The 20,318-nt window shown below is 56.2% G+C and carries 16 protein-coding genes; 4 read left to right on the top strand and 12 right to left on the bottom strand.

Annotated elements, in window-relative coordinates; all coding sequences use genetic code 11:
- Positions 1 to 332 precede the first annotated feature (332 nt).
- Together ABIZ35_RS01270 and ABIZ35_RS01265 are read left to right on the top strand one after the other, a co-directional pair.
- Positions 333 to 2,465, top strand: coding sequence for a DUF3578 domain-containing protein (locus tag ABIZ35_RS01270; RefSeq protein ID WP_348218065.1), 2,133 nt, complete (start codon positions 333 to 335; stop codon positions 2,463 to 2,465).
- A complete protein-coding gene (locus ABIZ35_RS01265) occupies positions 2,458 to 3,654 on the top strand; it encodes a restriction endonuclease (RefSeq protein WP_348218064.1) in 1,197 nt (398 codons plus the stop codon). Before ABIZ35_RS01270 ends, ABIZ35_RS01265 begins: the two co-directional genes overlap by 8 nt.
- Positions 3,655 to 3,657: 3 nt before the next feature.
- Here the strand turns inward: ABIZ35_RS01265 and ABIZ35_RS01260 are convergent, their stop codons facing one another.
- A complete protein-coding gene (locus tag ABIZ35_RS01260; RefSeq protein ID WP_348218063.1) occupies positions 3,658 to 5,505 on the bottom strand; it encodes a S9 family peptidase in 1,848 nt (615 codons plus the stop codon).
- Between the two features lie 221 nt (positions 5,506 to 5,726).
- Between ABIZ35_RS01260 and ABIZ35_RS01255 the strand changes: the two genes are divergently transcribed.
- Entirely contained in the window at positions 5,727 to 7,796 is a 2,070-nt protein-coding gene (locus ABIZ35_RS01255; RefSeq protein WP_348218062.1) for a diguanylate cyclase, read from the top strand.
- Between the two features lie 68 nt (positions 7,797 to 7,864).
- Here ABIZ35_RS01255 and ABIZ35_RS01250 read toward each other — a convergent pair whose 3' ends face one another.
- The 7 genes from ABIZ35_RS01250 to ABIZ35_RS01220 all read right to left on the bottom strand — a co-directional run bounded on the left by ABIZ35_RS01250 (position 7,865) and on the right by ABIZ35_RS01220 (position 12,682).
- Entirely contained in the window at positions 7,865 to 8,221 is a 357-nt protein-coding gene (locus ABIZ35_RS01250) for a hypothetical protein (protein WP_348218061.1), read from the bottom strand.
- A 59-nt stretch (positions 8,222 to 8,280) separates the two neighbouring features.
- Positions 8,281 to 8,697 carry a Rieske 2Fe-2S domain-containing protein gene (locus tag ABIZ35_RS01245; RefSeq protein WP_348218060.1) on the bottom strand — a complete coding sequence of 139 codons (417 nt, stop codon included), beginning with the start codon at positions 8,695 to 8,697 and terminating at the stop codon, positions 8,281 to 8,283.
- A gap of 97 nt (positions 8,698 to 8,794) precedes the next feature.
- The gene (locus ABIZ35_RS01240; protein WP_348218059.1) at positions 8,795 to 9,337 is read right to left on the bottom strand and encodes a TlpA disulfide reductase family protein; all 543 of its coding nucleotides are present in this window, start codon (positions 9,335 to 9,337) and stop codon (positions 8,795 to 8,797) included.
- Positions 9,338 to 9,377: 40 nt separating this feature from the next.
- Positions 9,378 to 10,163, bottom strand: a complete 786-nt coding sequence (gene phnE, locus ABIZ35_RS01235; protein WP_348218058.1) for a phosphonate ABC transporter, permease protein PhnE — start codon at positions 10,161 to 10,163, stop codon at positions 9,378 to 9,380.
- Complete coding sequence (gene phnC / locus ABIZ35_RS01230) at positions 10,160 to 10,924, bottom strand: phosphonate ABC transporter ATP-binding protein (protein WP_348218057.1); 765 nt, start codon at positions 10,922 to 10,924, stop codon at positions 10,160 to 10,162. The genes phnE and phnC overlap by 4 nt, the downstream gene beginning before the upstream one ends.
- 7 nt (positions 10,925 to 10,931) lie before the next feature.
- Positions 10,932 to 11,876 carry a phosphate/phosphite/phosphonate ABC transporter substrate-binding protein gene (locus ABIZ35_RS01225; protein ID WP_348218056.1) on the bottom strand — a complete coding sequence of 315 codons (945 nt, stop codon included), beginning with the start codon at positions 11,874 to 11,876 and terminating at the stop codon, positions 10,932 to 10,934.
- A 23-nt stretch (positions 11,877 to 11,899) separates the two neighbouring features.
- Positions 11,900 to 12,682: a hypothetical protein gene (locus ABIZ35_RS01220; protein ID WP_348218055.1), complete on the bottom strand. Its 783-nt coding sequence runs from the start codon at positions 12,680 to 12,682 to the stop codon at positions 11,900 to 11,902.
- A 219-nt stretch (positions 12,683 to 12,901) separates the two neighbouring features.
- Here ABIZ35_RS01220 and ABIZ35_RS01215 point away from each other — a divergent pair, with 219 nt between their 5' ends.
- Complete coding sequence (locus ABIZ35_RS01215; protein WP_348218054.1) at positions 12,902 to 13,372, top strand: hypothetical protein; 471 nt, start codon at positions 12,902 to 12,904, stop codon at positions 13,370 to 13,372.
- A gap of 43 nt (positions 13,373 to 13,415) precedes the next feature.
- On the opposite strand, the gene ABIZ35_RS01210 is transcribed toward ABIZ35_RS01215, so the two are convergent.
- The 4 genes from ABIZ35_RS01210 to ABIZ35_RS01195 all read right to left on the bottom strand — a co-directional run bounded on the left by ABIZ35_RS01210 (position 13,416) and on the right by ABIZ35_RS01195 (position 20,307).
- A complete protein-coding gene (locus tag ABIZ35_RS01210; protein WP_348218053.1) occupies positions 13,416 to 13,940 on the bottom strand; it encodes a GNAT family N-acetyltransferase in 525 nt (174 codons plus the stop codon).
- Positions 13,937 to 14,221: a DUF1778 domain-containing protein gene (locus tag ABIZ35_RS01205; RefSeq protein WP_348218052.1), complete on the bottom strand. Its 285-nt coding sequence runs from the start codon at positions 14,219 to 14,221 to the stop codon at positions 13,937 to 13,939. Before ABIZ35_RS01205 ends, ABIZ35_RS01210 begins: the two co-directional genes overlap by 4 nt.
- 127 nt (positions 14,222 to 14,348) lie before the next feature.
- On the bottom strand, positions 14,349 to 17,489 hold the full coding sequence (locus ABIZ35_RS01200) for a discoidin domain-containing protein (RefSeq protein ID WP_348218051.1): 3,141 nt from the start codon (positions 17,487 to 17,489) through the stop codon (positions 14,349 to 14,351).
- Between the two features lies 1 nt (position 17,490).
- Positions 17,491 to 20,307 carry a beta-galactosidase gene (locus ABIZ35_RS01195; RefSeq protein WP_348218050.1) on the bottom strand — a complete coding sequence of 939 codons (2,817 nt, stop codon included), beginning with the start codon at positions 20,305 to 20,307 and terminating at the stop codon, positions 17,491 to 17,493.
- Positions 20,308 to 20,318 lie beyond the last annotated feature (11 nt).

Here is a 20,318-nt window from a genome sequence, read left to right as displayed (position 1 = left end):
AACACCACACTTTCTGTTGACAATTACATAAATAAGCTATGGCCTAGAACATGAAGTTTCTTAATTTTGGACAAATCTACCTATTAGAAGGAACCAGCCAACCACACGACGAATATTCCGGCATGATGATCATGAGCAAGTCATGGCGTATCCATCTCCCCAGGCGCTCCTCCGCAGAGCGGAGGCGCACACGCGGTTTCGGATCGCAATAATTTTTAATGCTGCGGATACAGCATTTTTGTTTACACACTGTAGGAAAAGAGGGATACTGAAGAGTTGAGTCGGACAATCTACTTTCTCCCAGTTCGCACATTCGCCCAGGCGGGGCGCTAATGACTTCAGAAGAACCAATCACCACGGAGCAGCAGGCCGTTCGAACCATCGCCGCACTGCTCCCCGACGCGCGCCAGGACATCGGCGTCATCCCTATTCTCGCGGCGCGAGAAGAAGTTTTAGCGAAGTTCGGCGCGATCTTTCAGCCGCAAAACATCGCCTCCTTGGAGCTTCGGCAATATCGAGACTTTCTCAAATTTGAGAATAATAAGCATTGGCCGGGGTTTGAGCGTCAAGAGTATGAGGCGAAAGATATTGGGCAGCTGCGCGAAAACCTGTCGTATCTGGTTGATGAGAGTGAGCCGATTGCTAAGCGCCTCGATCACGCTGTCCAGCACGTTCCCGGACTGCGTCCGGCCATCGCGACGGCGATCCTTCATATTGCTTATCCATTGAAGTATGCGCCGTGGAACCGAACATCCGAGCAGGCGCTCGCACGTCTGGGCCTGAAGCCCAAGTTTGAGCGCGACGCCACCGCCGGAGAAAAGTACGAGGCGATCAACGCCACGATCCTGGCGCTGGCCGATGCGCTGAAACTGCATCCGTGGGATTTGGACGCCATTTTTCGCTACTTCGTCACCGGCCCCAGTCAGGATGAAGAAACGGAAGGCCTGGAAATCAAGCCGTCTTTGACCTCGATCCTCTCCGATGTGCTCCGCTTACAAAAGCAATCCGCAGAGCGTGAATCGATTGGGGTGATGCAAAGGCGAGGCAGGCTGATCGTGCGCACTGCGCCGGGGTTTATGAAAGAGTACATCAATCCCCTCCGGTTTCCAAGTTATCGCTTCCAGTGCAAAGGCTCCAATGGCGCTGGAAGTAACTCCCGGGTTCCCTCAGTCCGTATCTACTCCAAGTCGGCGGCGCCCACGGCGGTCTCGGGCTGTTCGCTCTTCTATCTCTTTGCCGCCGACGGTTCGGCGGTGTATTTGTCGCTGAACCAGGCCGCCAAAGACCAGATCGACCGTGTCAGCGAAACCCGGGCGCTCTTACAGGAGAAAGGCTTCTCCGCGCGCGAACTTAAGACCGAGATCCATCTGCACGATCCCAAAAGTCAAGCGGGCAAGACTTATGAAGCGGGCAGCATCTTTGCGATCGAATACCAGCTTCCCTTGCCGGACGAAGACATTCTGCATGAAGACCTGTCGGAAATGCTGCACGGTCTTGACACCATTTACTTGGGCAAAGACGCGCCCGCAAGTGTAGTACGCCGTCAGGAGCACAAGTACGAGCCTGCTGCTCCCAGTACGCCAGGGGAGGTTCGCGAAACGCCGCCCGTTTATGCCGTCGCGCCCAAAATCGCTTCTTCATACACCGTCGGTCAATGCGCGGACGAGACAGGGATTGACAAGGAAACCATTGCGCAGTGGCTGCGCGCGATCGAGCGCAAGGGTCAGGCGATCCTCTACGGTCCTCCCGGAACGGGAAAGACGTTCGCGGCTCAGCGGCTGGCGAAGGTGTTGATTTCCGAAACCGAAGGGTTCGTTGAACTCGTGCAGTTTCATCCGTCATATGCCTATGAGGACTTTGTGTACGGCATCCGCCCCACTCCGGGCGCGGCGGGAACGCTCAATCTGGAGCCAGTCGCGGGCCGCTTCGTCAATTTCTGCCGGAGGGCGCAGGGCGTGAACAGCAAGTGCGTGCTGATCATCGATGAGATCAACCGCGCCAATCTCGCACGGGTGTTTGGCGAGCTGATGTACCTTCTGGAGTATCGGCAAGAAACGATTGAGCTTGCCCTCGGCGTCCCGTTCTCCATTCCGGGAAACGTCGTTCTCATCGGCACGATGAACACGGCGGACCGGTCCATCGCGGTCGTCGACCACGCCCTGCGGCGGCGTTTCGCGTTCTGCGCGCTCACTCCCAATTATGAAACACTGCGAAGATTCCACGCAGAGACGGATTTCCCAGTAGATGGTCTGATCCGACTTCTGGAAAACATCAACGACGCCATTGAGGATCCACACTATCATCTTGGGATCAGCTACTTTATGAGGACGGATCTGGACAGCCATCTTCAAGACATCTGGGCCACCGAGATCGAGCCCTATTTGGAAGAGTACTTCTTCGATCAGCCCCAAGTCGTGACATCTTACCGATGGCCTCAGATCCAGAGTCAAATCCTCCATGGCTAACCGTCAAACCATACGCCTTTCGGAGCGCAGGCCCAAACATCTGCGGCGTTCCGAACTGTCGGAAGAACTGGCGGTTCGCCTGTCCCGCAAGTACCCCAGCGCCGTCACAGTGGAGTTCCCCACCCCGCTCAACGGCGAGCGCTGGACAATCACCTCCCAGGGGTGGATCGGCTACCTGCCGGTGTCGCCGGAATGCATGGTGGAGATCACGCCGCGCATTCAGATCGACAATCTCTTTCGAATGCTGGAATACGCCTACCGGCTCAAAAGCTTCCAGATCTTCCCCGGCGTGATTCATGTGCGATCGATCGAAGCATTCTTCGACCGCCTCGCCCGCGTCTTGGCTGACCTGGCAATGGCGCGCCGACGGCGCGGGCTTTACCGGGAATATGTGCCGGCGCACGACGAACTTCCCTACGTTCGAGGACGCATGGACTTCGTGCGACGCGTGGAGCAGCCCTGGCGCGCGCTTCTCGATTGCGAGTTTGAAGAACATACGGCCAATATTGCCGACAACCAGATCATCGCCTATTGTCTGAAATGGATCGCCAAAAGCGGTCGCTGTTCGCAAGCGACCGCGCCGCATGTGCGGCGCGCTTACCGAATGTACGCCGCCGAGATTGACGTGCCACGATTCGATCTCAAAGCGTGCATCGGCCGCTTCTACAACCGGCTCAATCAAGACTACGAGCCGATCCATGGCCTTTGCCGCTTCTTCCTGGAGCACGCCGGGCCACGTCTCGACTCCGGCGACCATACCATGCCTCCGTTCGCCGTCAATATGGACCACTTGTTCGAAATGTTCGTCGCAGAGTGGCTCGCCGCGCATCTGCCGGCGTCCCTGCGCTTGAAAGCCCAAGAATCCGTCCAGCTCGACCGGAACAATACCCTTCGGTTCAGTATCGACCTGGTCATCTACGATCGGGAGAAAAACACTCCCCTCGCCGTGCTCGACACGAAGTACAAGCGGCCCAAGGCGCCGGACACAGCAGACGTCGCTCAGGCAGTGGCGTACGCCGAATCGAAGAATGTGAAATTAGCGGCGCTGATTTACCCGGAGCCCCTGCCACGATCGTCGAAGATTATCGTTGGGCAAACGCGCGTGGAAACGCTGGAGTTTGATTTGACGAAGAATTTAGAAGAATCCAGTCCCGTCTTCCTCCATCAGATTCTCACACTCATGTCATAGCATTTACTCTTCCAGTCGACCGCCCAGGCGCTTCGCGAGAAACTTTTCGATCGCCTGATAAAACTTGAGCCGGTTCTCGGGCTTGGCGAAGGTATGACCTTCGTCCTCAAAAAGCATATATTCATGCTCGACGCCGTTATGCTTCAGCGCTTCCACGATCTGTTCCGATTCCGCCTGCTTAACGCGCGGATCATTGGCGCCCTGGACGATAAGCATCGGAATTTTTATCCGGTCTGCCTTGAAAAGGGGCGAACGGGATTTCAGGAACTCTTCTTCGGTGTCCGGATCGCCCACACGCTTTCGAAACATGTCCAGCGCCGTCTGCCAATACGGAGGAATGGTTCGGATAAAGGTGACCAGATTGCTCACGCCGACAATGTCCACGGCGCAGCAGAAGAGATCGGGCGTGAATGTCGCTCCCACCAAAGCGGCAAAGCCGCCGTACGAGCGGCCGTAGATGGCGATCTTATTTGGGTCGGCATAGCCGCGCTCGACCGCCCAGGCCACGGCGTCCACGAGATCGTCGTGCATTTTGCCGCCCCACTCCCGGTCGCCGGCGTTCAGAAACGCTTTGCCGTACCCGGTCGATCCTCGGTAGTTCACTTGCAGCACGGCGTAGCCGCGATTCGCAAGCCACTGGCAGACCGGATTGAAGCCCCAGCCGTCATGCGCCCACGGGCCGCCATGGACGTTCAGCACCATGGGCAGGTCGCTCCGCTCAACGCCGGGAGGAAATGTGATGTAGCCGTGAACCGTCAATCCGTCGCGCGACGTAAAAGAAATCGGCTCGCAGCTGGCAAGCGTGTATTTCTCAAGCGCGGGCTGATCGTAAAAGAGAAATGTCAATTCCCGACTCTGCCGGCGGTAGGAATAATACGCCACGGGGGCGTTGTCTTTGACAAAGGTCACAAGCCAGTTTTCGTCCGCGCTGTCACGGTCGATGGACTTGATGTCGCCATTGTCCGCACGCCGAAGCGTATCGAAATCTTCCTGGAGAGCCGGATCGAGAACCTCCCATTCCATGCGATCGCGCTCAAAAAGAACCGCCTGCGCTTCTTCCGTGTCTGGGTGTTTGACGATACCGGAAACGTCATAGATCGGATCTTCGGCGAGGATCGTGCGCTCGCCGGTCGCGAGGCTCCACTTCAAAAGCCGGCCGGCGTTCGCGCCGCTCGAATCGATCATGTGCAGGAACTTGCCGTCGGCCGTAAATCCTACGGGACCGCTAGTCATCGCATCTTCTGCGGCGAACGATTGCGCGACAGGCCAATCACTCGCAGTTTCGCCACGCAGAAGCAGGTCAAAACCTCCGTCCGGACGCATACGAAGAGCGCCTCGAACGTTCAGATCACAATCGACGACCCAGTCGCTAAAACCCTCCGAGTTTTCGATAACAAGCGTCAGTTCTCCCGTTCGTAAATCGAGGTGATAGATATCATGCACCGTCGGATCGCGGTGATTGAGCCCCACGAGAAGGTCATGAGGACGCTTCTTGCCGTATTCAATGATATGCGCGACAGCATCCGGAAACGGCGTAATATTCGTCGTCTCCTCGGTCACCAGATCGACGAGATACAAGTTCCAGTTCTCGTTCCCCCCAATGTCTTGAAGATATAAAATACGCGTTCCATCATAGGCCCACCGATGCGACCGAATACCACGTTCCGTATCACGTGTCACCGGCTTGAAGTCATCGCTTCCCACGGCTCCGACCCAGACGTTCAGCACACCGTTGACGGGAGCGATATAGGAAAGTCGTGAACCATCTGGCGAAAGGCGCGGCTCTGTTTTCTCGGGGTTTCCAAAGAGGGTTGTGCGCGGGATCAAAGGAACGGAGGTGGTCGTCGGCATTGTGTGAGATCCTTCCGGTAACGGTCAAAGCGACTGAGTTGATCGCTACATTCTGCTGCAATACAAGAAGTTCCTGTCGCGAAGAGAGTAAATTCGAATATTTTCATTGCAAGAGGACATAGTATGGTAGAAGCAGTTACACGCCGCAAATATTTCTCACATTGGGCTTAGACAAAACCGTCCTGGATCGCATCCCAACTCACAGGAGTGACAGACACGCTATGAACGCTTCACTTTCCCAGGACGAAATACGCCGGCTTGAATGGATCAAGCAAGCCGGAATTTTAGACAGCGCATCCGATCCTGATTTCGACGATGTCACCGCCCTTGCCGCCCGCATGTGCGGCGTACCGATCGCGGCAATCAGCATCATCGATCAGGAGCGTGAATGGTTCAAGTCGATTGTGGGATTGGATATCCGTGAAACGCCCCGCGCCCAGTCGTTCAGCGCCCACGCGATCCTGCAAAATGCGCCGCTGGTCGTAATCGACGCGACGCAGGACGCGCGCTTCGCCGATAACCCCCTGGTTAACGACCAGCCCAATATTCGATTCTATGCAGGAGTTCCGCTGATCACCACCGATGGCTTCGCGCTTGGATCGTTATGCGTACTCGATCGAACGCCGCGTGAACTGACACAGGACCAGCAGGATGCTCTGGTAATGCTGGCGCGTCAAGTCGCGGGTCGGATCGAACTGCAGCGGCGCATCGCCCTGCAGGAAGCGAGGATGGCGGACTACCAGCAGGATCAAGCAAAGCAGAGAGAAAACGAAGCCCGGCTTCGCTTAACGATGGAAAGCGGACGGTTCGGCACATGGGGTTTCAGTCTCGTCCCGGAGGCGCATCAGGAGGTATCGGATCAGACCAAATTCCTTTTCGGTCTTCCACTGAACTCATCATTCTCCCAGGACGATTTTTTTGAAGCAGTTTATATTGAAGACCGCCCCCGCGTCCGCGATTCCACGCTCCATTCGCTCGAAGATCACGAGATCGTCGAGGTCGAGTTTCGCGTGTTCTGGCCCGATGGAAGCATGCACTGGCTTTCCGGCCACATCTGCCCGGTGTTCAACGAGGCCGGCGAAGCGATCGAAATCATCGGCGTCACTCAGGAAATCACCGAACGGAAAGCCCGGGAAGCCGAACAGGAACTCGCGCTGAAGGATGCACAGGGACGGGCGGACCGCGATTCTCTCACAGGGCTCTGGAACCACCGCTCATTCCACCGACGTCTGGAGGAAGAAACGGCGCGCGCGCGACGGACAGGAACGACGCTGGCGGTAATCATGCTGGACTTGAACGACTTCAAGTTTTTTAACGACGCCTACGGTCATTTGCAGGGAGATGTGGTGCTGCGGCAAGTCGCGGACCGTCTGGTGGAGATCTGCCGGTCGTATGACGTCATCGCCCGTTATGGAGGCGATGAGTTCGGCCTCCTGCTGCCGGAGGTCGGGGTTTCCTCACTGAGCGACGTGGAGACACGCTTGAAATCGGGAATTGACGGAGTGACCTATCGCCCCTTAGGATACGAGTCGCCAATCCCGATCACAGTGTCGCTTGGCGCGGCGCTCCTTACTTCCGACATAAAGGCGCCTGTGGATCTGCTCAATCTGGCGGACGAACGATTGCGCCGCGCAAAGAGCGGAGGAATTTCCGAAACAGAAGCGAACCGGATCCGAGCTGAGGCGACGGGCCTAGTGAAGGATTTCACCATGCTCGACGCGCTGGTTACTGCGGTGGATAACAAAGACCGGTACACCCGAAAGCATTCTGAAGACGTCATGGTTTACAGCATAATGATCGCCACGGAGCTGGGCCTGGACGAGGAGACGCTGCATACCGTTGCGGTATCCGCTCTGATTCACGACGTCGGTAAGATTGGGGTTCCCGACAGCATCCTGCGAAAGCCCGGCAAATTGACTGCGGAGGAGTTCGCGGCGGTGCGGCAGCATCCGGCGATGGGAGCGATCATGGTGGGAGCTGTGCCGGGACTGGAAAAGACGCTCGACGCCGTGCGCCACCATCATGAACGGTGGGATGGCGTGGGCTACCCAAGCGGACTTTCGGGCGAACAGTGCCCTCTGATCGCGCGTCTCATGGCTGTTGCCGACGCCTACTCGGCGATGACGACGGACCGGCCATACCGAAAGGGTATGGATCCCCCTGCCGCACAGGAAATTCTTATGGCGGGAGCGGGAACCCAGTGGGATCCGAAGTGCGTGACTGCGCTCCAGCAATCGATTGCACGACGCAAAATCAGTCCGGCTTCCGAACAAGAAAAACAGTGCAAATAACACATCAGAATGGGCGCCGAAGACTGTAAATTAGAAATGGCTGGGGAACATTCCCCAGCCATTTCTATTCACACATTCCACTCGTGTATTTTACTTTGCAATTTTTCCCAGATCTCGCTATCCACATCGTGCTGCGCGACGTACATGTCGTCCGGATGGATCGTTGTCGGCGCAGGGGCGACAAACTCACCACGCGTCGGGTGACGAAGGTCGAAGTAGACGCCGCCTTGGATCAGATGGCCGTGGCGCGGGACGAGATGGACGCGCCGCCATTCGTCCTTGGTCATTTCTGGAAGCAGGTTATAAGCTTCGCGGCTTTCGTGACTATCTAAGGCCTCAGTGTTGGCCGGTAATTGTTCGGGTTCGGATTCGATTCGAGCAAAGCTCGTTCGGAATTCATCCGTATTTGGTGTGCGTTCCGCCATGGATTTATCCTCCAGTGATGGATAAATATACCCGCAGCCATCTGAGCGCAAACTTCAGATTAGCTCTGGACCAGCACCGAGCCGCCTTCGACCTTGGTCGTGGGCGACGGCAGCGCGGTCTTGGGGGGGCCGCTCACGACATTGCCGGCGGCGTCGAACTGCCCATTGTGGCAGGGACATTTGAACGACTTGCTTCCCGGCGACCAGAGCACTTCGCATCCCTTGTGGGTGCAGCGCGAGGACAGGGCCAGGAATGTCCCGTCGGCCTTCTTGGTCACGTAAAGGCTGCTGCCGTCCGCCCGGGTTACCTTCTTGAAATCGCCCACGGTGAAGTCGCCTGCGGCGCCGACTTTCTCAAAACCGGCGGCGGCGTGCGCGGCGCGCGGAAGCATCGGAAGCACGGCGATCGCCGCGCCGGCCATCGTCAGCGTCTTCAAAAATCCTCGACGGGTCACGTCCTGATTGATTTCCATCATAAAGTCCATCCTCTCGGCCAATCCCAGTCGTACATCTCTATTGATTAAGACACATTTTCGAGTATTTTTGTTCCCGCAAGCGGGCTAACTGGCCCAGTTACTTTTCGGCAAGCAGCGCATCCAGAACTTTCGGCAAACGCTCAGACGCTTCGACGCTGTACCCTTCGGTGATCGCACGCACTTTTCCTGAAGTATCGATGACGAAGAGCATGGGGATGCTTTCGACGCCGTAGCCGTTGTGCGCGGCGTGCTGATCGTCGAGCAGCATGGGAAATGTCAGGTTGTTTTTGGCGAGGAATTTCTTTGCATCCGGTAGCGAATCATCACTATTGACGCCATAGAATTGCACGCGTCCCCGATACTTTTCCGACAGCGTTTGCAGCTTCGGCAGTTCTTCGCGGCATGGCCCGCACCAAGTCGCCCAAAAGGAAAACACAATAGGCTGTTTGCGCGCCTCGGTTTGCAGATCCACCATCCGGCCGGTCGCCATCTCCGGAAGCGTGAAATTCGGAGCCGCCTTCGCATGCGCCGCCGGAATCAGTTCGCCGGTCTTGCCGATATTGTCTTCCCACTGTGTCTTCATCGAAAGAATCGCCAGGGCGATCACGCCGACCAGCACCAGCCCCACGAGCGATCTCACAAACCGATTTTCCAATGGGCCAGCCCGCCTTTCGTCAGCGTTATGAAAAGACCGCGCGAACTCGGTAAGAACAGTAGTCCACGACGTTGACCAGCACGATCAGCAGCGCGATGATCACGCCGGTGTCGAGCAGCTTGAATTCGTGGATGCTGTCCAAAAGCTGCGCGCCCAGTCCGCCGGCTCCTACGATGCCGACAATGAACGAATCCTTCAAATTATACTCGAAAGAATACAGCGACGTCGCCAGATAATGTGGAAAGACCTGCGGCATCATCCCGTAGACGAAAACCTGCGCCGAGTTGCCGCCGGACGCGCGCACGGCGTCGATCGGCCCCTGCGACACGGATTCCAGCGCCTCCGCATAGAGCTTCGAGAGCGAGATGAATGTGACGTAGCCGATGGAGATGGCGCCGGCCGTTTTTCCCAGGCCAATGGCCGAGAGAACAATCAGAGCATAAACAATCGTGGGGATCGCGCGAGAGACGTTGAGATAGGATTTGATGGCGTCACTCAGAAACCTTGGAAAGACGCTGGTGCGCGCGGCGAAAAACGACATGGGAAACGCCATGATCGCCCCCGCCACGGTGCCGATGACCGCCATTTGAATGGTGTCCAGCAGCGGCTGCATGATCTGATCGCGCAGGCTGAGATCATAACGAAAATCGGCTTTGCCGTGCGGGATCATGCGTCCGACAAAACTAAACCCGGCCGCAACGCCCGTCGGCAAATGCGCCCCATCGATCTCCATCCCAACAAACGACCACACGATGAGCGCCGCCAACGCGAGAAATCCCACGATCCGGCTGAGCATGGCGAAAATTTTCATTTCACCGCTCCATGCCCCGCGCGGGCCAGCACGTCCGCCACGGCGGCGTCATCAAGCTGATCGGGCGCGGCGTCGAAGGTGATTGCGCCGTTCTTCAGGCCAATGATGCGCGTACAGTACCGCCGCGCAAGCGCGATGTCATGCATGGAGAAAAGCACGGTCGCCCCGGTGTCGCGGACGAGATCTTTGAGAAGGTCCATAATCTCGTCCTTGGTGAGAACGTCCAGATTCGCCGTCGCCTCATCCGCGAGAATGATCTTCGCTCCCTGCGCGATCGTTCGCGCGACGGCGACGCGCTGCTTTTGGCCGCCCGAAAGATCTCGCACGCGCCGGCCTTCGAACTCCGTGAGGCCGACCTGAGCGAGACATTCGCGCGCCAGCGCGACATCCGAGGCGGGAAAGCGATGGAGGCAGGAAGAAAGGGTCGGGAGATAGCCGAGGCGTCCGATGAGGACGTTTTTCAAAACCGTAAGGCGGTCAACGAGGTTGAACTCCTGGAAGATCATCCCGATCCGGCGACGCAGCAATCGGCGCTCGGATTCGGGCATCTTCTCTACAGCTTCGCCCAGCACGATGCAGCTGCCGCCGGTTGGAGTGATGAGACCGTTGATGCACCGCAGAAGCGTGCTTTTGCCAGCGCCCGAGAGGCCGATCAGGCCAACGAACTCGCCTTCCGCAATCGTCAGATCAAGGCCGTGCAGAACCGGCGCGCCGCCACGATAGGTATGAGCCAGCTGTTTGATAACGATCGCGTCGGGCACGGGGTAACTACTTCTTCTTCACATTTTTGAGCGATTCGAAGCTGATGTTCAGCACCGACGCTTTTTTCCGCACGGAATCGAAAAAGGCGTCGTCGGCCGGAACCCATTTAGGATAAAGGATCTTCTTCGCCGCCGCCTGGCCGTCGGGGTCGGTATTGATGTCCACGAACGCCTTTTGCAGCGCCGCCAGCGTCTTCGGGTCCAGATTGCCACGCGCGACGAACATGCCGTTGGGGATCGGCTCGGTCTTTGCGATCACGACCATCTGCTTCTCGTCCGCCGGATTCTTTAGCTGCTGTTCGATGGCGTCTTCGTACGAAGCACCGCCATCGGCGACCTTGTTGAAAACGGAGAGCACGCTGCCAGCGCCCGTGATATTCGCGGCCTTGACGTCCTTCTGCGGATCGAGGCCCGCTTCCTTCATCAAACCCGCCGGGTAAAGGTAACCAGACGCCGAGGTTCGGTCGGCGAAGACAAAGCTTTTGCCTTTGAAATCCGTGATCTTATGGATACCGGAATCCGCACGAGCAAAGATAATGCCCTGATAGGTCAATTTGTTGTGAAAGTACGGCATCGCGATTGGAACAAGACGCTCCGGGGTGTTTTCGAACTCTTTTTTCGCGAGAACATAAGCCAGCGGGCTAAGGTAGGCGCAATCGACTTGATCCGCGCGCAGCGCCTGCAAAACACCGGCGTATTCGGGGGTAACGAACACCTTCCCGCTCGGCCGATCTGTTTTCTTCGCCAGGTACGCCGCCAGGGGGGCATACTGCTCTTGAATGACACTCGCTTTATCAAAGGGAATGACGCCGACCCGGATGGCCGAATCGGCGGGGTTCGACGAACCCTTTGGCGAGCATCCCGTAATGACGACCGCCGTGAGCGCAGTCATCGCCAGACCAGTCCAGCGCAGGGTTTTATGTTGTCGGGCAGTGCGTTGCAGTGTCGCCATTTCGGTCCTTAATCAAGCAATTGTTAGGATTGGGGGATAAACCCAATGTCTCGTCCCATCTCACGACGATATCGGATCAGTTCCAGTGAGATAAATAGCGGGTCGAGACTGACGGTAACTCCAAGGCGTTCGATGCACTTCGCAAGGTTACGCTCCTGGATCGGATCGGCCTGTCCAAAAGGAGCGTCCATGACAAGGTCCATGGTTGCGGAAATCATCTTTACGGCATGCAGCAAAAATGCCGCCTGTCCGTGTGGATAGCGCGCCAGGGGCATGCGCTTGAAACCCGTCGTGAGACGCTCGTTCAGCCGGTCCCAGCTGGGAATGACCTCCACGGAGTCGTCCACCTGGGAACGAGGAGCTTGGAATGACGTGGTCGAATAAGACGGAGCGGGCTGAGCGGGTTCCGGACGATGCGGCGCCGCCGCAGAGGGTTCAGGACGCTGAGCCTCTGGGCGCGAGGCGGAGCGAGGAGCCTGCGCTTCGATCGCGGCGATCGCTTCCTGCTCCTGCTGCCGGTGATAGCTCTCGATCGCAAAGCCTTCAATCACATGCAGAGCCAGCGGGCGACCGGCGACCGCCGCCAGGGCGTCGTCAATGGCCGTCGCATATTCGTGCGTCTGCAAATTGACCCGCAGGTATTGATCGCTCGGCGCCATACCGACAATTAAGTGGTTGCCTTCCAGCGCGAGCGGCCGAGCCGCTTCCATGGCCATCCATACAGTGGGGACATCGATCGCGCGCTGAACGCGAAGAAACGCCTGCGTCCAAATCTCTTCGGGCGTAGCGGCAGCCTGTGAATCCATGGTCAACCTCCGAGATCGTTTCCCGCCGCAACCGCGTCGTTCGGGGAAATGTGGGTCCGGCGTGGCGGGGGCGCCGTATGCCGAGTCGGTACAATTATAATGCGCACGCTCGTCAATTGTCAACATCCGCGCGAGTTTGGACTGGCAAGAAGGCGTGAACGAGAAAATCGTATGCTATAATTAGGGAAATTCGCTTTTTTTCGACCGTGGGAGGATTGCATGATAATTGACGAAGTCGCCCCCATGCTCACTTGTATCCAGAGCAATGACGGCTTCCTGTATGAGCTGTTGATGCGGGCGCATCCCGACCAGCCCGCCATTACGAAGATACGAATCGGCCCCTATCTGTTCAAGCCCGAGCACCAGCCCAAGGTCGGACCGCTCGGCGTGATGACACAGGGCCCGGAGCCCAAATTCTGGATCATGCACCGCATGACGGATTTCAGCAATCCCCGGGGATGGCAGCGCCTGCACTGGGAGATCGCGGACAACGAGCCGGGCAGCCCCGCCTACCTCGTCGCACGCGGCCTTCTGAAGCCGGGAACCAGCGGCCTATTCCGATTCCTGTCGACCATTCCCCCCGGCGGCGTCCGCGCCGGAATGGAAATCTACCGAGGCGACGACCACAAAGACTACGGCGTCAGCGGCCCGAACTACGAGCCCTATATGCAGGGGCACGACGAGCACTAACAACGATCAGCCCCACATCGGAATTCAATCCGAGTGGGGCTGATTATGTTTGTGTCACATCCGTAAAGTCTAACGATAATTTCCGAATTGTATCCATAGCAAGAAATAGATGCAATGGATGATCACGAAGCACTTCAAAATCGTATTTTTGATAGAAACTCAAAGCCTCTTCGTCTAACACATCAACTTCAAGCGCTACTGCTCCAATATTTTGTGCGGTCTTTTCTGCTCTCCACATAGCATGGTAGAGAAGAAACTCTCCTAGCTTGCGGCCTTTGCATCGATGATCGACTGCAAGCCTGGCGAGCAAAATTGTTGGAGCGCCTATGTTAGGCGGAAGTTTCTGATCTTCCGGCCAGTTTTCGAAAGACACCTTGCTTGCGGCAAGCGTGTAATACCCCATCACTTCAGGATTGTCTTCGTAAACCGCAACATAAGTACGCCCCAATCCACGTTTTTGCTGCTGCAACGCCATTGTCCGAATATAATTGTCGAGCGCCGGTTTCTGGCAATCGAAATTGCTTTTCACATGTCGCTTCGCAAGATTTTCAATGATGGGTATCTTCACGTATCCAGCGCGCCCTCACGAACTGCACGCATCACTCTCTCTGCTCCTTTTAGCAGCGCTGGCGTAGGTTCAAAAGGCGTATCGATTGCTTTGATAAACCGATCACGCTCACTATCTGTCAATACAAGTGTTTGCTGCGATAAGATTTGCTGTGCTCTTTCCGTTGCGGCCGCTTCGATGAAGTCTGTCACGGATTGCCCTAACAGCGCGGCGGCATCCGCAATCCTCTGTTTGATTTCCGGCGTCGTGCGAAAATGCACGTGCCCAACGGCAACAGACATAATAGAACATCTCCCTCTTCTTAAGATTGACTATCTTATAAATTATTCTACCACGCCATGTTGCAATATGCAACATGGCGTGGTTAGCCTTTTGTGTCGTTCGTGACTTCACCATCCTAAGAATAATTTATTTCGGAATAACTTCAAACTCGGCCAGGGAGCAGAAATTTGCGCCGGCGCCGCTGGAGAGAGCGATGAATCGGACAAACTTCCCGGAAACAGCCTTCGGAAAATCGATCTGCTGAACAGTTTGAGACTGTTCTAACTCACCTCTCATCACGGCATTGCCCCAATGCTCGCCATCTTCACTGACAAATATCGCGTAAGATTTGATGTAACCATTCGCCTGGTCTTGCCGCTGCTGAACTTTGCAGCCATTCATCTCAACGGTCGCCGGAAACTTCACGATAAACTCATGTGGGAATGCCGGAACGCCATTTTCCCATGCCGAGTGCCAGAATGTCTCTGGATCTCCGTCGAGGAGATTCGCTGCGGGATATCCGGTCGCTTCGCTGTCTACCTTGTCAATCTTCGCTTTTAAAATTTCCATCTTAGAGAGCGAGGCCATTAAAATCCCCGCAATTGCGTCGCCGGAAACCTCTTGCTGAGGATTGAATTTTGGCGAATCCATATAAGCGCAAATACTATGGAGAAGCTGCGCGGAAGCTGTTCCTTTCGGCCCTTCCTTCCAGAGATTGAGACTGGAAGCGACGAGTCTCCCCCGACCTACCCGGACTTCAAAGAGTGCTGCAAGATGATGATTGCGACTAAAATTGTCGACCACCTGAACAATCGGATGAAGTGTTTCCGGCAGATTATCCATGACAATTGCTCGGCTGCCCTGAATTAAGTCATACCATTGCCAGTTGCTGTAGGATTCCGTTGGAAATTGATCGAATGCGGGATGCTTGGGATCGCATAAAATACTCATGGTCGTCGGAGCGTTCGGGAACCATACCGGGCTCCAGAATACGGGCGTATAATTGCTGGGAGCGCTGCTCGGAATGTGGACGCCGGCGGTTCTGAAAAGAACTTTACCGCCCTCTTTGAGCGTGGCCGCAGCGACGGCCCAGTCTGATGTGATCACAATATCAGAATGCGCCCGATAAGAGCTTTGGTTCGGGTACACCCAAACGCTCCAAGAATTATGAAATTTACTGCCGCTGATCGCCGTGGTAATCACCAACTCCGATGGCGAGGGAATTTTGGCAAGCGGGATATTGAGCGAGCCAACCACAGTCAAAGCGCCCGTTGGCAGTGTTGATTTCGGGAAGGAACCCGAGACGATCACTGCGCCATTTTTCTGGCTGACACTCCAATTGACTTCCGCTCGATTTAAGTCAGCCGGGCCATAGTTGGCCACCTCGACAGTTCCCGACAACGTTTCATTCGCAGTATATGTCCGCTTCGGGATGCGTAACAGAGGGACCGTTGGGCCGGTAAAGCTGGCGAAATCGGCGGCGTTAATCAAACCTTTACTATCCCAAAATGGATCGAGAATACCAATGGTGGCCGTTCCCTGGCCGGGATAGTCATGCAGATCCAGCAGATGAAATCCGCCCGCCTTGGGCGTGCGTAAAATTTGCTCGATCTCTTCTTTATAGAGATCGACCGATTGATGGCCGGTGGCTTCAAAGAATTTCGGCGCCAGCTCCAGGAGATGTTTTGCCTTCAAATCCGCGCGTATCTGATCGAAGTTTGTTGGCGCCAGAACACCGTCATACTTGGGCGCCTCGGCAAGGTTTGGATAGACAGCCCATTGCCCCATCTCATGAGTCACCAGCGGCTTTGTCATTCCCTGAACGACATCGCGAAAATCGTTCGTTGTTGCGTCGCCGGATATTCCGCGTGCTCGTGCGTCGACGAACAAGTCGCTGTTATCCGTCTCGACACCATTTGTGGCCGAGGCATAGAGATGTCGCGAATCCGTCGCTTTGCATCGTTCGACCCAGTCGGCGAAGATCGATTTCTCGCCCATCAGTTCATTGCCCATCGTGAAAAAGGCGAAGGATGGGTGGTTGCCATACGTAGAGAGAATTCGCAGAGTTTCCTGTTGGATAAATTCACCTCGCTTGGGGTCTGCGCCCACATCCACATTTGCCTGAGGCGCCTCCACCTGTAAATATACGCCTTCCTGGTCGGCGGCGGTAAATGCGGCGTCAGGAGGGCACCAGGAATGAAAGCGCAGACAGTTCAGTCCATATGATTTGAGAATACGACAGATACGTGTCCAGGCTGCGATGTCCGTGGGTGGATATCCTGTCTTGGGGAAGATCGCGCATTCCAGGGTTCCCCGAAGAATGATGGGGCGTCCGTTCCATATCAACTGCGTTCCACGCACGCCTAGCGCTCTCATGCCAAACGTGACATCCTTTTGGTCTATGGTCTCCGCAGATTTCAGTGTCGCGTGAAGCGTGTATAACGCCGGCGTAAATTCATCCCATGGCTTGAAATGATCGCCCATTGGCAGCACAAGATCCAGCGTTAACGAGCCTGGCTGAATTGTGACAGGGATACTCTTCGATACTTTCACGGTCGCATTTTTCGGGATCGAGATCGAAAGGACTGCCTTGACAGGATGGTTTGTCGCGTTGATCGCATCAACCTTGACGACGACCTGCTTCTCCTTCAAATTCGGATACGCCTGTACGCTCTGTATTTGTATCGGATCGTGCGCTTCCAGACGCAGCGCGCCCAAGAGTCCGTTCCAATTAGTCTGTGTATATTCGTACACGGAGGAAGCAAAATCGCCCATATAGTATTGGAGAGCATTGTCGACGCAAATCGTCAGCAGGTGTACGCCCGGCTTCACTTGCATTCCCAAATCATAGAGGTGGGGAGCCGAAAGACTATCCTGGCTCCCCACCCTTTGACCGTCGATCCAGAGTGTTGTTTTCCAGTGGGCGCGCTCTAAGAATAAGCGAATATCCTTACCTGACCAAGATCGGGGAACATCGATGCTTCTCTGATACCAGGCCGGGCCAACGTATGCGTGACGGCGAGTGAGCCCTATCAATCCCGCAGACGGCGCAGGAGCGCCATAGCCTGCTGTATCGGTAGATCCTGGCAAAACAATACGATCTGGAAGCGAACTGGAATACCACCGATCAGCCTCGCCGACATGGTTTGGATCCAAACGAAAGGCCCATGTCCCAGCCAGCGAAATAGTCTTGTTTTGCGCCAATGCGATTGGCGCCGGAAGCAAAGTTGCCAGACAAGCTAATGTCATCAGGAGCAGACTTTTTGCGAAGATACTGATTTTATTCATTTTATTTGCCTGCATGAACCCAGACCGCGTATTCCGGGAGAACTGTCACCGAAGCAACATATCCCTTGTCCGCTACGCTGGCGGGCGGGGCGGAAGTCACTTCGTAGTTGCCCACCAGCAGCTCTCCCTTCGGCGCCGTCAGATTGGTCACGCCGGAATTCACCTGCTGGTTGTTCACAATTTCAATAATCGGCGCAGGCGGATTGACCCCCAAGACCAGCGGCGCGCCAGCCAGTTTTTCGCGAAAGCGTTTCAGGCCGATTTCCCAGGGTGTGCGATTGAACAGATTATCGCACAGCAGAGTTCCGTCCTGCTTGAGCTTGGCCTCATTGCCGAGGTAGCTAACACGCAGGAACACATCGTTGACTCCATCCAAGGCCGAGGGGGACGACTTGATTTTCACCTCGGCGCTGCCGATCCCTTCGATTCTGATGTCTGGCTTCACTTTGGAAATCTGGATCGTGTAACGCCGGAACACGCCATCACCGTCGCCGCCCGGATGGGCCAGGTACCCCGTTGCGGCGATCAGCTTTGTTTTTGGCGCCGGGAATACCGCGAAGCCCAGCTTCGCCCCGCCGATTTGTGAAACGCGCAGTTTGCCTCCCGAGGCAACCACAACGTTGTCCGAAAGCACGAGTCGCTGCCGGCCAAAGATGTCCTGCCGAGTCAGGCGCAGCGCCTGTCGGCGGGTCAGGGTGAGAATCTCGAATTCTTTTCCCGATTTGGATTTCACCTGTATGAGGCAATCCGTTCCAGGCTGAACCGAAACAGTGGTGCGGCTGCCCGCCTTCGACACGGTGGCGGACTTTGCCTTCAAGCTGGTCAGTGTTTTTGTGTCGAAAACATACTGCCCCTTCATTCCTTCGGGGACGAAGAAGACATACACCGTGCGGCCATCGTCCGTTTGCGTGCGCGTGAATAGCTGGGCGAGCGCATAATTCAAATGCGCGCCGTTCAAATCCAAGTGGAACGGCAGGATGGCGCACTGGTTCTGTTTCAGATCAAAACCGCCTTTGTCCGGAATCCGCAGGCTGGTATGGGCGAATTTGAGTTCAAACTGCAAGTTGTGGCGATCCGGCAGCTGTACTCTATCTTGGTAGTTGTTCAAAAACAGAAATCCGCTGTCGCCATGCGCCCGCGCTCCATAGCGCAGTCCGGTCACATTTTTGTTGTCGGCAACCGGATTCTCCGGAAGCGCAACAACCATCGGCGCTAATAAATCTCCAAAATCACTCAGGAAATAATTGATCGGCTTGAGATAGTCATAGATGACATTGGCCTGACCAAACTCGCGCAGGGGACCTTGAAAATCGTAACTCAGGTTAGGAAAAGTTCCCGTGGCGCCGTGTTTACCGACAAAATGGGTTCCGCCCTGATACATGTAGTAGCCCAGGATATTGCCGCCGCGGGCCGTCATGATCGTGGCGATCGCTTCCGAGCTTTCCGGTGGAATGGTGGGACGGTATTGACCGTAGCAAAAGAATCCGGCCCCGGTTTCGATGTTGGCCACCGGATACTGAGTGGTGTCGTATTTGGCCTGCTTGGCATTGTGCATGTCGTTGAACAGGTAGTTCGGAGTCGGTTCACCGGGAGCGATCCAGGCATATCCCCCCTGGCCCGGCAGAAATTCACCGGATGGGACTGGGGATCCCCACGCGGTGCAGACATAGAACGGTGCGACCAAGCCGGCTTCTATCGCCAGGCGCTTGAGGACGCGCATGTGCGCCTCACCTCCCTCACCCGCAAAACCCCAGGCAAATGGCGCGATTTCAAATTCATTTTCCAGCTGGACCGCCACAATCGGACCGCCATCCTTGAACATCAGCCCGTGCATTTGCCGCCCCACCTGCTGATACCACTTGCGCACGTAGGCAAAATAGCGCGGGTCGTTCGTGCGCACTTTTACGCCCTGGTCATGCAGATACTGCGGCAGGCCGCCGTTGAGGCATTCGCCGTTGCAGAACGGGCCGACCCGGAGAAAAACAGACATGCCGTGCTTCGCGCAAAGCTCAACGAAGCGGCGGATGTCCCGCTGGTCGGTCCAGGTGAAAACGCCTTCGTCTTCCTCATGCATGCTTGGGAAGATGTAGGCGGAGATGGTGTTCAAACCACCAGCTTTCATTTTCAATATTTGCTCTTCCCATTGCCCGCTCGGATACCGCGCCGGATGCATCTCACCCGAAACCATGATCCACGGCTTCCCGTTGCGCACGAGATATTCCGCGTTGGCGGCCAAATGATCGCCCGCCGGATTTTTTCCGCCCCAATTCTTTTTGGGAGCTAGATTCAAGGGACGCAGCTTGCTGAGGTCGAGCGCATATGGTGATGTTTTGGGCTGGAGCCCCATCCCTTCAATTTTGGCCTCGGCCCAATCGGCGTGATCCATGCCGTTGCCATCGCCAGCGTCCCCGACCCGCAGCGTCAGACGCTGGACGCCCTGGAGGTCAGCGCCCACCTTCTTGGCCGGCGCGCCGGCGCGCATCGCGCCGGATTCCCAAAGCAATCTGCCGTCGCCTAGCACTTGAAACGTTACCGAGCCAGGCGATTGAGCGTCATCATCCACGCCCACCCATGCGCTGAAACGCCGCGCCGAGCCATGGAGATCGAGGGCGAATTCCCCTGCCGCGTGCGAGCCGACCCCGTGCGCAAATTTTCGACCGCCAATCGAGAGCGGACCGCCACCGACCGACTTGTCCACCTGTGGCGAACCCCAGCCCTGGCTCATCCGCCCCAAGTCGAGTTCCTGCAAACCCACCGTCCAGTCCGGCGCAGCAGTCGCCAGCCTTGGCAGAAACATTAAGGTTACGATTGCGAGCATTGATTTTTTCA

The organism is Capsulimonas sp., assembly GCF_039929585.1.
GTDB lineage: Bacteria > Armatimonadota > Armatimonadia > Armatimonadales > Capsulimonadaceae > Capsulimonas.
This window is presented reverse-complemented; position numbering and strand designations above follow the sequence as displayed.

What these genes read in the sequence shown, in the direction of transcription:
- ABIZ35_RS01225 (WP_348218056.1), bottom strand. Translation starts at nt 11,876, where the DNA reads ATGGCGACACTGCAACGCACTGCCCGACAACATAAAACCCTGCGCTGG.
- phnE (WP_348218058.1), bottom strand. Translation starts at nt 10,163, where the DNA reads ATGAAAATTTTCGCCATGCTCAGCCGGATCGTGGGATTTCTCGCGTTG.
- ABIZ35_RS01200 (WP_348218051.1), bottom strand. Translation starts at nt 17,489, where the DNA reads ATGAATAAAATCAGTATCTTCGCAAAAAGTCTGCTCCTGATGACATTA.
- ABIZ35_RS01250 (WP_348218061.1), bottom strand. Translation starts at nt 8,221, where the DNA reads ATGGCGGAACGCACACCAAATACGGATGAATTCCGAACGAGCTTTGCT.
- ABIZ35_RS01220 (WP_348218055.1), bottom strand. Translation starts at nt 12,682, where the DNA reads ATGGATTCACAGGCTGCCGCTACGCCCGAAGAGATTTGGACGCAGGCG.
- ABIZ35_RS01265 (WP_348218064.1), top strand. Translation starts at nt 2,458, where the DNA reads ATGGCTAACCGTCAAACCATACGCCTTTCGGAGCGCAGGCCCAAACAT.
- ABIZ35_RS01205 (WP_348218052.1), bottom strand. Translation starts at nt 14,221, where the DNA reads ATGTCTGTTGCCGTTGGGCACGTGCATTTTCGCACGACGCCGGAAATC.
- ABIZ35_RS01215 (WP_348218054.1), top strand. Translation starts at nt 12,902, where the DNA reads ATGATAATTGACGAAGTCGCCCCCATGCTCACTTGTATCCAGAGCAAT.
- ABIZ35_RS01245 (WP_348218060.1), bottom strand. Translation starts at nt 8,697, where the DNA reads ATGATGGAAATCAATCAGGACGTGACCCGTCGAGGATTTTTGAAGACG.
- ABIZ35_RS01270 (WP_348218065.1), top strand. Translation starts at nt 333, where the DNA reads ATGACTTCAGAAGAACCAATCACCACGGAGCAGCAGGCCGTTCGAACC.
- ABIZ35_RS01255 (WP_348218062.1), top strand. Translation starts at nt 5,727, where the DNA reads ATGAACGCTTCACTTTCCCAGGACGAAATACGCCGGCTTGAATGGATC.
- ABIZ35_RS01195 (WP_348218050.1), bottom strand. Translation starts at nt 20,307, where the DNA reads ATGCTCGCAATCGTAACCTTAATGTTTCTGCCAAGGCTGGCGACTGCT.
- ABIZ35_RS01260 (WP_348218063.1), bottom strand. Translation starts at nt 5,505, where the DNA reads ATGCCGACGACCACCTCCGTTCCTTTGATCCCGCGCACAACCCTCTTT.